The sequence below is a fragment of the Sphingobacteriales bacterium genome (genome assembly GCA_016706405.1).
GTDB lineage: Bacteria > Bacteroidota > Bacteroidia > Chitinophagales > UBA2359 > BJ6.
Genome location: JADJJT010000002.1, coordinates 1,105,318 through 1,118,608 on the forward strand (window position 1 = coordinate 1,105,318; position 13,291 = coordinate 1,118,608).

Below are 13,291 nucleotides of genomic sequence, written 5' to 3' on the forward strand. Positions count from 1 at the left end.
TGCCCCATTTTTAAGGATTAATCCCTAAAGAGTGGGGCGGTTTTTAATTTTGTAAGCAGTAAAAAACAGCAAGCAAATGACTATGAGGTAAACTGTATTTTTTCCCGGATAAATTTGGCGGTATGAGAGTTTTCTGCTGTTAATAATCCGGATGTATGGCCTTGATATAAAATATAGCCGCCATCGCTTCCTCCATCGGGACCGAGGTCAATGACCCAATCGGCGCATTTTATGATGTCTAAATTATGTTCAACAACAATAACCGTATGGCCAGCGTTGGTAAGCGCATAAAAAGCGGATAGCAGTTTTTTTATATCGTTAAAATGTAAGCCTGTCGAAGGCTCATCGAAAATGAAAAGTACTTTTTCGTTTGTACGACTTTGGCCTAAATAGGTGGCTAATTTAAGTCGTTGTGCTTCACCACCGCTTAAAGTACTTGACGATTGCCCTAATTTAACATAACCTAAACCAACATCGGCTAAAGGTTGTAATTTAGTGGCAATATCTTTATGTTGAGGTTTAAAAAAGTCAATGGCTTCTTCAACGCTCATTTCTAATACATCGTAAATATTTTTACGGCCAAAATGCACCTCTAATATATCCGGTTTAAAACGTTTGCCGTTACAAGCTTCGCAAAGCAAATGTACATCGGCTAAAAATTGCATTTCAATGGTAACAACACCTTCGCCATTACAGGTGTCGCAGCGACCACCAGCCACATTAAATGAAAAACTGCCTGTTTTGTAGCCTCGTATTTTGGCTAATTGCTGCGAGCAATACAAATCTCGGATGGCATCGTAGGCTTTAATATAAGTAACAGGATTAGAACGCGAACTGCGCCCCAATGGGTTTTGGTCTATTAGTTCGAGTTTTGTAACGCCTTGCAGGTAGCCCGTTATTTTTTCGTGCCGACCTGGTTGGTTGCCTAACCCCGTTAAGTGGCGCTGTAAGGCGGGGTATAAAATATCTTTAACTAAAGTGGTTTTGCCCGACCCCGATACGCCTGTAACAACAGTAAAACAACCTATCGGAAACTTAGCCGTTACATTTTTTAAATTATGGTGAGAAGCATTTTCGATGATAATAAAATCGAGGGGTGGGCGCGTATGCGTTGGTGGGGTGATAGCCATTTTTCCGGATAAATATTGTGCGGTCAGGCTTTTATTTTCGGGATTCTTTGCCTGCTCCAATAAATCACCTGGCTTTCCTTCAAATACAATTTCGCCGCCTTGTTGCCCTGCCAAAGGACCAATATCAATTAAATAATCGGCAGCTTTCATTACGGCCTCTTCGTGTTCAACAACTATTACGGTATTGCCTAAAGCACGTAAGTTTTGCAGAACTTGCACCAAGCGGTCGGTGTCGCGGGGGTGCAGGCCAATACTTGGCTCGTCGAGTATATACAAGGCATTGGTTAAATTACTGCCCAAAATGCGGGTTAAATGAATGCGCTGGGTTTCGCCGCCGCTTAGTGTGGCCGAGTTGCGGTTAAGTGTAATATAGCCTAAACCTAAATTTATCAACACATTTAAACGGTGGGTAATTTCTATTAAAATTCGTTTACCTATCGCTTGTTCAAAATCGTTTAAGCTTAATCCGGAAAAAAAAGTTTGTAAATCGCTAATGGGCATCAGTACTAAGTCTATTAACGATTTTTGCCCTATTTTTACGTATTGTACCTCTTTTCGCAAGCGGCTGCCCAAGCAATCAGGGCAAATGGTGCGCCCTCTGTACTTGGCCATCATAATGCGGTAGTGCATTTTGTAGCTGTTTTCTTGCAGCATTTTAAAAAATGCATTAATGCCTTCAAAATATTTATTGCCAGTCCAAAGTAGTTGATATTCTTGAGGCGTTAGCTGGGCAATGGGTCTATGAATGGGAAAATTAAATCTTGAACTATTCGCTACTAAAAAATCTAACCACTCACCCATTTTTTCGCCCTTCCACGGTGCTATTGCCCCTTCATAAACGCTAAGGCTATGGTCGGGAATGACCAAATTTTCGTCAATACCAATTGTTTGACCAAACCCTTCGCAGGTTTGACATGCGCCATAAGGATTGTTAAAATGAAAAAACTGAGGTGAAGGTTCTTCAAAGACGAGACCGTCGGCTTCGAATTTATTGCTAAAATTGCGCCATTCATTTTTATCCGGATGAATGATGGTACAGTGGCCGTGTCCTTCGTAGAAAGCCAGATTAACCGAGTCGGCACAACGGGTGCGCAAATCGTTGTCGGCATTGTCAATAGAAAAACGGTCAATCATTACCATAGCTCCGGATAATAATGGCTGGGGCGAGGTCTGAACATCTTCAATACGAACAAGGGTATTGTTTAACCAAAGCCTTGAGTAGCCTTTTTGCAACAAGAGATTAAGTTCGGCGTCAGTATTTTTTTCAGATTTTGATATATCTGGAGATAAAGGCACGGCTAAGACAACCCGTTCGCCGTTAGGCAGGTTAAACAAATAATCTACAATATCACTTACTTCGTCTTTGCGCACTAATTGCCCGCTGACTGGCGAATATGTTTTACCTAACCGAGCATACAGCAGGCGCAAATAGTCGTAAATTTCGGTTAGTGTACCTACTGTTGAGCGGGCGGCATTACTAATTACTCGCTGTTCGATGGCGATGGCAGGGCTAAGGCCATGAATATAATCTACTTCGGGCTTGTTCATCCGCCCCAAAAATTGCCGTGCATAGGCCGATAAACTTTCAACGTAACGCCTTTGGCCTTCGGCAAACAGGGTGTCAATTACCAACGATGATTTTCCTGAGCCTGAAACCCCGGTAACAACCACCAAAGCGTTTCGCGGAATATTAACTGTTATATTTTTTAAATTGTGCTGCCTTGCTCCTTTAATGTAAATACCCCTTGGCACGCTTAGGCTTGAATTGGAATTAAGATCGTGCTTAGTTGACATGTGTAAATGTACTAAATAAAATAATTAATCAATATGTAAGAAAACAAACAGCATAAAAAAAGCTAAGAGGTGTTAGGGTAGGGTAGATTAATTTTAGTTTAGTACAGTATGCAGGCTGGTTGTTTTTAAAAACTATTCGCCGGATGGCCGAAGTTTGTTTGCAAATTTTTTCCGGAATTTAGCCATTTTAGGGCTTATCACAAAAGTACAATACGATTCGGAAGGGTTGGCGTAGTAGTAGCTTTGGTGGTAATCTTCGGCGGGGTAAAAATTGGTAAATTGGGTAATTTCGGTTACAAAGGGATTAGGCCATATAGCTTCGGTTTGTGCTTGGGCAATTGATGCCTGTGCCTGGGCTTTTTGCGTGTCGTTGTGGTAATAAATTGCCGAGCGGTATTGTGTGCCCACATCGGCGCCTTGTCGGTTAAGGGTGGTGGGGTCGTGTACGTGCCAAAAAATATACAACAAATCGGAATAACCTATTTTTTGAGGATCAAAAGTAATTTGTATGGCTTCGGCATGTTGTGTGCTGCCCGAGCAAACTTCGCGGTAGGTAGGGTTTTTAACGATGCCTCCGGCATATCCGGATATAACTTTATCTACCCCATCGAGTTCAGAAAAAACAGCTTCGACACACCAAAAACACCCGCCGGCAAAAGTGGCTATTTCTTTGCCTGCAGGCACTTGAACGGGGGTAAGCGGTAAGTTTAACATATTGTTGTTACTTAATGAAGTAGGCGATTGTGAATTTGTATGGGTAGTTTGTGAGCATGAGTTTAAGAATAATAAGCTGCTTAGGCACAAACTGCAAAAAACTTTAAACATAAACTATAACATTAATTCGTATTAAAAAAGATAAATTTAAATTAAACAAATCTTATTGCTTAGCAATAAGATTTGTTTAATTACCCTTATTTATACGAGGAGCTAAAGTTTAAAGTTTATAAGAAATGTTAAAATTGTTAGGTATTACCTGTTTTTTATAACAATTCAACTACAACTGCCGAGGCACCGCCACCGCCATTGCAAATGGCAGCAAGGCCATAACGTCCGTTGCATTGTTGTAACGACGATATAAGGGTACAAATAATTCGCGCACCTGATGCGCCAACAGGATGCCCCAGGGCTACTGCACCTCCAAAGCGGTTGGTTTTTTCATGCGGTACGCCTAACAGGCGCATATTTGATAAAGCAACAACGGCAAAAGCTTCGTTTATTTCGCAGGCATCTATTTGGTCAATGGTTAGGTTGGCACGTTTTAACGCCAAAGGCGCAGCTTTTGAGGGAGCAGTGGTAAACCAATCGGGGTCTTGTTCGGCATCGGCATACGATACAATGCGGGCAATGGGTTTAAGGCCAAGCTCGTCGGCTTTTGCCCGGCTCATTAGTACCAAAGCGGCAGCGCCGTCATTAATTTTTGAGGCGTTAAAGGCGGTTATCGTACCATTTTTGTCAAAAGCAGGTTTAAGCGAGGCAACTTTGTCGTAGCGCACGTTGCGGTACTCTTCGTCTTCGGTAATTACGGTAGGCTCGCCTTTTGGGTTTGGTATGGTAACAGGGCAAATTTCGTTGTTAAACCATCCGTTTTTGTAGGCGGTTTCGGCACGTTTATACGATTCGATAGAAAAATCGTCTTGGTCTTGACGGCTAAAACCATAAGTATTTGCACAAAGCTCGCCAACATTACCCATCATATTGCCGTTATAGGGGTCTTGCAAGGCATCGCGCACAATACAGTCAACGGTTTCGATATTGCCGTACTTGTTGCCCCAACGTTGACGGGTTAATAGAAAAGGCGCTTGCGACATGCTTTCCATACCACCGGCTAAAACAACCTCAGCATCGCCTAAGCGTATGGATTGGGCTGCTAACATTACCGATTTCATGCCACTTGCACATACTTTATTGATAGTGGTACAAACAACCGAGGGGTTAAATCCGGCTGCTAATGCTGCTTGCCTGGCAGGTGCTTGTCCTACGTTTGCTTGCAAAACATTGCCCATATATATTTCGTTCACTGCATTATAATCAATGCCAGCGCGTTGCATGGCGGCCTGCATAGCGGTTTTACCTAATTCAATGGCAGTTAAACTGGCCAATTTACCACCAAAACTGCCAATGGGTGTGCGTGCCAACGATACTATTACTACTTCGTGCATAATTAATATATATTAAATGTGTTGTAAAAAACAAATAAATAAATTGTATTTAAGTTAAAATGTGCGCTACAATTTGGCCGGCAAAGGTACGACTTTTTTGCTTTTATAAGGTGTAAATTTTTGCCTGAACTGTGTATTTTCTGGTCTTTATTTTGCTTGTTGATGCTTATGAACAACAAACCATAATTAAGTTTGTACCTTTGTGCTATATTTTATGCTAAATTCAATATAGTTACTTATTTGCCTAAATCATGCCTAAAGAAATAACGCATTGGATAATTGCTGAACGGGTAGCCAAAAAATTGCAAGGAACTGTTTACGAACAAGCCATCAATAAATATCCAAATATTTATAAGTTGGGAGCAGTTTACCATGATTTATTTTATTATTTAACGCCACAAAAATACCCCAAACATCAGGCTATTGCGCAAGGACTTGCTTCGGTGACAAACAAATTACATGGTATATCCGGAGAAGATACTTTTGCAGTTTTACGCTGTGTAGCGTGGCAAATACAAAGACAAGCCGAGAATCAACACTTAATTGCTTTTTGGTTGGGCTTACTTACACATATAATTGCCGACCAAATATTTCATCCCTTAGTTTACTATTATACGGGCGAGTATTATCCGGACACTGACATTAAAACCCGGATTCGTCATCAACGCCATCATCTTAAATTTGAGGCTTTGCTCGATTTTTATTTATGCAAAGGCAATTACGAGGAGATGAATAAATACGATTTGACTGCCTTGGTTAAAGGTTTAGAATATCGTTTTGATGATTTAGTACAGCAGGCACTGGCGTTTTATTTAACTATGAATGCAGAGGTGTATGCAAAACACATGCTAACAGCATTAGCTGATGCACAAAAGGCTCACCGGCAAATACGGTCCTTTAGCCGAAATAGTTTTTTTTGCCCCTTTATTTAGTTTTTTTCCACAAAATATGCAAACCAAATTAGGCGCATTATACTATAAACAACTTAACAGCTATTTTGAACGATTATCGGGTGAACTTGCCTTTAAGAACCCAGTTACTGGCCAAACAACATTGACAACTATTGAAGAAATGCTCAATTTGTCTGTTGAAAATTGTATAGCATATTGCCAAAAATGGCAAAATAGTATTTTTGGTGTTGATTCTTGGGATTTTCCTGAAAAAGGCCACTCGTTAGAACATAACCAACCACCCGGCAAAACTTATACTTTTGCTTATTACGAAGCTTTTTTTGAAGATTATGGTTAAGTAAATCAACAGCACTATTTTTATGATTTTTTATTTTGCGAACCAAAAAAATCATTTTTTTCTTTGAATTGAAAATAAGCTACATCGAAATATTTGCCTGCAAAACAAAATAAACTTTTATAAACTAAGGCAATGAACAACCTAATTTTTAATTTTTTTTTGTTGCTAAAATTTTTTCCCTAATTTCGCTGAAAATATTGCTTTTTGTTTTATACCACCTCACATCTTTCAATCCTTTTGCCAAAATAAATTGAATTAAATAGCAACGCCAATGAAACCAATTATTAAGTTCAAAACATTGATAACTTGCCTTTATTTTTTAGGCTTATTTAATTTGACTGTTTCTGCCCAATACATAGGCAGCCAGCACTTTTTTAATATACAGGGCGAGTGGGTAAAAGTAGATTCGGTAACAAACCGTTACAACAAAGTTATTTTTGAAGAAACAATTTATAAAACTTACCGAGTAAAAGCCTATGCTAAAATAGGTAAAAAAGAATTGCCCTTGAAATGGGCTGAAGTAAAAGTATCGGAAGAAGATTTTAGTTTTGTTGCCACCCTTGCCGGTTCAAAATGTTTAATAATGCCCGTTTTTGACCAAGGCGTTGAAAAACTATATTTACACACCCTGATAGTTGACCCTAACGGAAATTATACCGGAAAAGCACTCGACGTGATGGTCCGCAAATCAAGCCTTGAACAATTAGGGCCTAATCCGCCTAATCCGGAAATAAGTTTTGAACAATTTGCCGGACATTGGAAAAATGAGTGGGACAACTACGTCCGTATTCCAAAACTTCAAATTTATAACAACGAGGGCAAGTATTTAGTTAAATTTTACCGGATTGTAAACGACCGGGTAAAATTACTCGGCGAACTTGAGCCTACTAAGTCAAAAACGGATGACAATTATCAAGTAGTTTATACCGACCCAATAATTAACCAAAAAACAATAGGTACTTTTTTCCCAATTTTTGTTGGTGATAAAATAAAAGGAATTGACCTACAAGTTGATGAAGTGTATTCAGACGGAGTTCCTAAAAATACGTACAGGCAGTTTTTTGTTGCCGACCCTAATGCCGAACGAAACGAACTTACCGAAAAATTAATTAAAAATCTTGAAGGCGAATGGGTAGCAATTTTGCCCGGGCCAACTGCAAAATTAATTGTTCAGCAGGGCGATATTGAAATATTTTTAAACAGCAGCCTCAAAACTGTTGATGACCATGTAGTTATTAACAGCGACCTTGTTTCGCTCGATAAAAAACCCCTGACAGCCCTTGATGGCGATATGGGCGAATGGTTGGTTGGTACTGCAATTAAATCATTTAGCAGCAACAGAACCTGTATTATTGAAACAGATTTAGACCTTAACACTAACCGCGAAAAACCTGTTGTTTTGGTGTTAAATACAAAAAGTGAAGGCAAAGAAAACAAACAAATTAACATACAAATGAGCGAAGTATTTGTGCGCAAAGATTTTGACCTTAAAACCTTGCAAAAAAAATAACAACCCTCATTGATTGCCGCTATGACCTTGCCCCAAAAAGCACAGTTTATAACTAAAACTTTAAATAAGCTATTTCCTGAAACGCCTATACCGTTACAGCACACAAACGCCTATACGCTTTTAGTTGCAGTGGTTTTGTCGGCGCAATGTACAGACGAGCGCGTCAATAAAATTACCCCTCAACTTTTTGCACTTGCCAACACGCCGCAAACCATGCAAGCATTACCCACCGAGGTAATTGCCAACATTATACGCCCCTGCGGGTTAAGCCCCCAAAAATCAAAAGCAATTCGCAACCTTTCGCAAATTATCGTTGCCAAACACAATGGCCAGGTACCCAACAGTTTCGAGGCATTAGAAGCTTTGCCGGGTGTGGGGCATAAAACAGCATCGGTGGTTATGTCGCAAGCCTTTGGGGTGCCTGCTTTTCCGGTCGATACACATATACATAGGCTGGCCCAACGTTGGGGGCTTACATCGGGCAAAAATGTAGTACAAACCGAGCGCGACTTAAAAGCAATTTTCCGGATGGAAGACTGGAACAAATTACATTTACAAATTATTTATTTTGGACGGCAATACTGCCCCGCCCGCAATCACCATCCCGATAAATGCCCCATTTGTAGTGTAATAGGCGGGTAGTTAGCCTAACCAAAAAGGTAGTTTAACCTGTTCTAAACCGTTTATAATTAAGCCCACAAAATGTTGCCCTTTGTAATATTTGCGGGTAGTTATGGGTCTAAACGAATGTTTTTTTTGAATTGTTTGCGTTTCGTTTTCAGTTAATTGCCGTTCGCTTATTTTAAATACTTTTTTATTCCATTTGCCGTTTGCCAATAAAAAATAAATAGCGTACTCAAGCCTAAGCGCAAAAGGTTTGTTGCTTGGGTTATGCAATGTAAATTGTAGGGTTAAATATTGCCCAATTTCGATTTCAGTTGATTGAAGATGTGTGTGGGTAAGCTTAATTAGATTTGAGGTGCTAAGTCCAAACAAAGCCAAAGCCTTGGGGTTTCCGGATTTTAGCAGGGTTCGGGCTGCATGTTTTAGCAAAGCCATTCGTTGGGCGTTTAAAGGCTCGGCCCAATTTTGCAATACGTTCAAAACCAAGTCCGGATGGTCTTTGCTAATATCATTAAGGTTATTGGCTACGCTGCGCCGAACGGTTTCGGATGGGTCGTCTTTTAATCGCTCCAAAATAGGTAAAATGTTGTTGGGCTGGGTTTTAAGATGCGGCACAGCCATTGCCCATGGCAAGCGAGGCCGGGCACCCTCAGATGCTAATCGCCTAACCGATTCGTTGGGGTGTTTTGCCCATTGCAACATTTGCTCCATCATGGCGGCTGGGTATTGCTTTAAAAAGGGGCGCACTGCAAACTCACAAGTAATAAATTGGGTTACAAACTCAATGCTTTTAATAGATTGAGGGTAGTTTTGGAGGCCGTATAGTTCTATATAATCGGGCAAAAACATAAAAACAAGTTGCCCGTTTTTAAAATCTGCCAACCTTAGATTATTAATTAAATTTTCGATTAGCGACATTGCCTCGCCAAAATCATCCGGAAAAAACTGTTTTAAAACTTGGGTTGTATGGCGCATCCGGGCTTTAAGCTCGCGTTTTTCCCATGCCTCATCAAATAGTAACTGTTTAAAAATTTTGCCGTTAAATTTGGGCAATAAAGGTGCTAATATTTGCGCAAAATTGTGGTAAAACTCCTTTGAGTATAGATCTTTTAATAAACTACTCATAAACAATATTAAATTAACTAGTATTTTTAACTTAGCTCACTCTTGGCTAAAAAGAAATAATTATTGTGCTATTTTTTTGGCGTTACCAAATATAAAAGTAAAACAATAAAACTCCATCTCGGTTTATTATGCAACTGTCCCTGAGTTATTGCCCAGAAAAAATTACCTTCGATTTTAAAATGATAACCATTTGATTTAATATTAAATTATCGAAAAAGCTGCGATTAAATTTTTATCCGGAAATTTTAGTTTGGCGCGGTAGTTACGCAAAGTTAATAAAGCATGTTTTTTGTTTATATGAATATCCGGATTTTACTTTTACGAGACTCAATAAGTGCTAAAAAATATTTTTTTAGTTGTCTGTTGCGTTGCGAATTATGTTTTAAAATTGGTAACTTTGCAACCTAAACTAATTTGCCATTCTTAAAAAATACCTTTCTACCATGAATAATCCTATTTGGCACCGTTTTTTATTGCTTGGTTTACTAACTACAGCTACGCTGGTGTTTACTGCCTGCCCTGATGACGAACCCGACCCACCCGCCCCAACATACAATGTAAATTTAATTTTTAAGGCGGTTGTAAATGGCTCAATCTACAATCCAAGCGATATTTACGCCCACACTAACGGGCAAAACTTTTCGGTTGAAGCATTTCGTTTATATGTTTCGCGGATGGCTATGGTAGCACCCGATGGTACAGAGCAATCGCTTGGAGACGTTGCCTTGCTTGACTTAAAAGACCCAGATACAATAAAAGCAAAAATTGCCATTGGCACTTACAATACCTTAAAATTTGGCTTGGGCTTAGATGCCGAACTTAATAATACCGACCCTACCGCCGTTCCTAAAGACAGCCCACTTTATTTTGAAAATACTATTTTATATTGGGCTTGGTTGAAATATACATTTTTAGAGATAATTGGCAAAGCTGACCCTCAATTAGACCCACCACCTTTAAATACCGGATTTGCTTACCATTGCGGCACCGACCCATTATATAAACCTGTATCGCTACCGCGCCCGCTTACCTTATTGGCCGGCGATGTTAAAAACGTAACAGTAACCATTGATTTGGGTAAAGTTTTTTCGGGTAGCGCAGGCACTATTGATCTAATTCAAAATAATGTTACCCACTCAAACCCCGATGATATTTTCATTGCCCAACTATTAATGGACAATTTAGCTAATGCTATCTTTTAATTAAGCACGATTTCTAGTTTTTAGGTTAGAAACATAATAACTTGGTACTATAAAAATGCCACTTTTATTGTTACGTCTGTTTTTCGGCCTTTATCATCAACGCAGGTAATTTTGTTAGTGCCTTCAATAGGTTTAAAAAAAAGTTTATCGGCGGCTATGGCTTGTGCATAAAAAGCGTTGTTTACATACCAATACACATTTTTTACATCGTTGCCTACGTTGCAGGCGAGCATAATTTCGGTATTATCGGCAGGGTCAAGCAGGTAGTCAATATTTGCAACAGGCGAGCTGATGGTTGGTGCAGTATTGTTAAAAATTCGCTCGCAATTGGGGTTGTGTTCGGGCACGGCTTCGTAAGGAATATGGTTAGCTTGGTTATAGGCTACAATTTCGGGCAGTAATCGTGGGTAGGTTTTAATTTTAAAGCCGTCAATAGGTTTACAGGCTGTACAGTAGCTATAAGTTTCGGTTGGATTAACGGCTACTTCAAATAAATGGTTACAAACTTGGCCAGTACTAACGCCGGGAATATATACATCCATTACCTGCTGCTGGCAAAAATGGTCGGGAGGCAAACCCGTTACCGAGCAAACCCAACGATATTGCAATTCGGGCGGCGCTACGAACCAGTCTTTTTGAGGCGCATAATCTAAAGTATTAAAAATATAAAACAGCAAAGGCGTAGCAATATTGTTTCCGGTTAAATCGGGGTTGCCCTCGCCCGAAAAATTTCCGACCCAAACGCCAATGGTGTAATGCGCGTTGTAGCCAATACTCCAGGCATCTTTACGGCCATAGCTGGTGCCGGTTTTCCAGGCAATACGTGGCGTATTGGTAAAGGCGCTAAACTGCTGCGGAAAATCGGGGCGCGTTAGCTGCGTTAGCACTTGTGTAATGCCGTAAGCTGCTGCCGGGCTAAATAAAGGCGTAGTAATCTCTAAACTGTCAGATGGTACAAAATGGGGCTGCCGGTAAACACCCTGATTGGCAAAAGCGGCGTATAAAGTGGTTAGCTCTTCTAAGCGTGCACCACATCCACCTAAAATAACCGACAAACCCAACACATCTTTTTTAAGCGCTACCTGTTTAAAATTAGCTTTTACTAATTGTTCGATAAAATAAGATTTACCCAGGGTGTCTAAAATTTTTACTGCCGGAATATTGAGTGAATTAGCCAAAGCAAACTCAATACTAACCATACCATTAAACTTTTTGTCGAAATTAACAGGTGCATATCCGGAATAATTAACCGGAACATCACTAATTTTAAACTTAGGGGTAATCAAGCCTTTGTCGTAGGCCAGGGCATACAAATATGGTTTTAACGTACTGCCCGGCGACCGCACTGCCCTAACACCGTCCACCTGACCCCCGTCGTCGGTATTTTCAAAATTGGCCGACCCCACATAGGCTTCAACTTGCATCGTTTGGTTGTTAATAACCATTACTGCAGCATTGCGCATTCCTTGGTGATACAATCTTCTGATATAATTTGTTACCAACTCTTCGGTTTTTTGTTGCTGTTGTAAATTAAGAAATGTTTCAATAGTAGGCTTTGTTGGGTAAGTGTTTTTCATCCGGATACTAAAATGAGGTGCTAATTTAGGGGCATCATTGCGCGAAGCATTTAAAGGCTCGTTTAACGCATCGTTTATATTTGCATCCGGAAAAATATGTGCTTGGGCAAACTTTTTAAGCCATTTATTGCGTGCCTCTACCACTTCGGTATTATTTTGCCCTAGGGTAAGCGAATTTGGGCGATTTGGTATTACACACAAAGCAGTAATTTCGGCCAAGCTTAAATGGTTGGGCATTTTTTTAAAATACAATAACGCCGCCGATTTTACGCCCTCTATATTACCGCCATAGGGCACTAAACTAAGGTAAATTTGCAAAATTTCTTGCTTCGAGTAATGCCATTCTAATTGTAAAGCCCTAAACATTTCAATCATTTTATTGCCTACGGTGCGTTGTTTAGGTTGTAACATACGTGCCGCTTGCATAGTAAGAGTGCTTGCCCCCGATGTGCGCCGCCCTTTGAGCAAATTATTAAACGCAGCCCTAACAATAGCAACAGGGTTAATACCAAAATGATAATAAAAATATTTATCTTCTTTAAACAAAAAGGCTTCTTTCAGTTCGGGTGTAATATCTTGCGCCTCAAGGCGTAAGCGCCATTTATCGTCTGGGGTTAAAAAGGCGTGCAATGGAGTGCCTTTGGCGTCAAGTATAATTTGCGAATATACAACTTTGGGTTTAAAGGGAAACAGCAAATCGAGCAGGATAAAACCTAAAAAAAAACTCGCCAAAACAATGGCTGTGAGGCGTATTTTTTTCCGGAGTTTTTCCGGAATTTGCTGCCAGCGAGCTTTTACAAAAACAAAAATGCGTTGAAGTGCGGCTTTTAAACGATGCGTCTTCATTAATAAAGGCAATTATTTTTTGTTCTAAACGAAAATTGCAGGCAAGTAGTTCTATGTTTAAATAATAAAGCTACTT

General features: G+C 39.9%; 10 protein-coding genes. 5 read left to right on the plus strand and 5 right to left on the minus strand.

What is annotated here, in order from left to right; translation table 11 throughout:
* Positions 1 to 80 precede the first annotated feature (80 nt).
* The 3 genes from uvrA to IPI59_10680 form a co-directional block, all read right to left on the minus strand.
* The gene (gene uvrA / locus IPI59_10670) at positions 81 to 2,924 is read right to left on the minus strand and encodes an excinuclease ABC subunit UvrA (protein MBK7527997.1); all 2,844 of its coding nucleotides are present in this window, start codon (positions 2,922 to 2,924) and stop codon (positions 81 to 83) included.
* Between the two features lie 132 nt (positions 2,925 to 3,056).
* Positions 3,057 to 3,749 (minus strand): peptide-methionine (S)-S-oxide reductase MsrA, encoded by a 693-nt coding sequence (gene msrA / locus IPI59_10675; protein MBK7527998.1) that lies wholly within the window; start codon positions 3,747 to 3,749, stop codon positions 3,057 to 3,059.
* A 155-nt stretch (positions 3,750 to 3,904) separates the two neighbouring features.
* Complete coding sequence (locus IPI59_10680; protein MBK7527999.1) at positions 3,905 to 5,083, minus strand: acetyl-CoA C-acyltransferase; 1,179 nt, start codon at positions 5,081 to 5,083, stop codon at positions 3,905 to 3,907.
* 251 nt (positions 5,084 to 5,334) lie between these two features.
* On the opposite strand from IPI59_10680, the gene IPI59_10685 reads away from it, so the two are divergent.
* From IPI59_10685 to nth, 4 genes are all read left to right on the plus strand, one after another.
* On the plus strand, positions 5,335 to 6,015 hold the full coding sequence (locus tag IPI59_10685) for a zinc dependent phospholipase C family protein (GenBank protein MBK7528000.1): 681 nt from the start codon (positions 5,335 to 5,337) through the stop codon (positions 6,013 to 6,015).
* Between the two features lie 16 nt (positions 6,016 to 6,031).
* Entirely contained in the window at positions 6,032 to 6,331 is a 300-nt protein-coding gene (locus tag IPI59_10690; protein ID MBK7528001.1) for a hypothetical protein, read from the plus strand.
* Positions 6,332 to 6,602: 271 nt separating this feature from the next.
* Positions 6,603 to 7,841, plus strand: a complete 1,239-nt coding sequence (locus IPI59_10695; protein MBK7528002.1) for a hypothetical protein — start codon at positions 6,603 to 6,605, stop codon at positions 7,839 to 7,841.
* Positions 7,842 to 7,862: 21 nt separating this feature from the next.
* A complete protein-coding gene (gene nth / locus IPI59_10700) occupies positions 7,863 to 8,483 on the plus strand; it encodes an endonuclease III (GenBank protein ID MBK7528003.1) in 621 nt (206 codons plus the stop codon).
* Here nth and IPI59_10705 read toward each other — a convergent pair whose 3' ends face one another.
* Positions 8,484 to 9,590: a DNA alkylation repair protein gene (locus IPI59_10705; GenBank protein ID MBK7528004.1), complete on the minus strand. Its 1,107-nt coding sequence runs from the start codon at positions 9,588 to 9,590 to the stop codon at positions 8,484 to 8,486.
* A gap of 443 nt (positions 9,591 to 10,033) precedes the next feature.
* Between IPI59_10705 and IPI59_10710 the strand changes: the two genes are divergently transcribed.
* On the plus strand, positions 10,034 to 10,792 hold the full coding sequence (locus IPI59_10710) for a hypothetical protein (protein ID MBK7528005.1): 759 nt from the start codon (positions 10,034 to 10,036) through the stop codon (positions 10,790 to 10,792).
* A 47-nt stretch (positions 10,793 to 10,839) separates the two neighbouring features.
* Here IPI59_10710 and pbpC read toward each other — a convergent pair whose 3' ends face one another.
* The gene (gene pbpC / locus IPI59_10715) at positions 10,840 to 13,215 is read right to left on the minus strand and encodes a penicillin-binding protein 1C (GenBank protein MBK7528006.1); all 2,376 of its coding nucleotides are present in this window, start codon (positions 13,213 to 13,215) and stop codon (positions 10,840 to 10,842) included.
* Positions 13,216 to 13,291: the final 76 nt, after the last annotated feature.

Coding starts and splice junctions, on each gene's coding strand:
- uvrA (MBK7527997.1), bottom strand. CDS start 2,924: ATGTCAACTAAGCACGATCTTAATTCCAATTCAAGCCTAAGCGTGCCA.
- msrA (MBK7527998.1), bottom strand. CDS start 3,749: ATGTTTAAAGTTTTTTGCAGTTTGTGCCTAAGCAGCTTATTATTCTTA.
- IPI59_10680 (MBK7527999.1), bottom strand. CDS start 5,083: ATGCACGAAGTAGTAATAGTATCGTTGGCACGCACACCCATTGGCAGT.
- IPI59_10685 (MBK7528000.1), top strand. CDS start 5,335: ATGCCTAAAGAAATAACGCATTGGATAATTGCTGAACGGGTAGCCAAA.
- IPI59_10690 (MBK7528001.1), top strand. CDS start 6,032: ATGCAAACCAAATTAGGCGCATTATACTATAAACAACTTAACAGCTAT.
- IPI59_10695 (MBK7528002.1), top strand. CDS start 6,603: ATGAAACCAATTATTAAGTTCAAAACATTGATAACTTGCCTTTATTTT.
- nth (MBK7528003.1), top strand. CDS start 7,863: ATGACCTTGCCCCAAAAAGCACAGTTTATAACTAAAACTTTAAATAAG.
- IPI59_10705 (MBK7528004.1), bottom strand. CDS start 9,590: ATGAGTAGTTTATTAAAAGATCTATACTCAAAGGAGTTTTACCACAAT.
- IPI59_10710 (MBK7528005.1), top strand. CDS start 10,034: ATGAATAATCCTATTTGGCACCGTTTTTTATTGCTTGGTTTACTAACT.
- pbpC (MBK7528006.1), bottom strand. CDS start 13,215: ATGAAGACGCATCGTTTAAAAGCCGCACTTCAACGCATTTTTGTTTTT.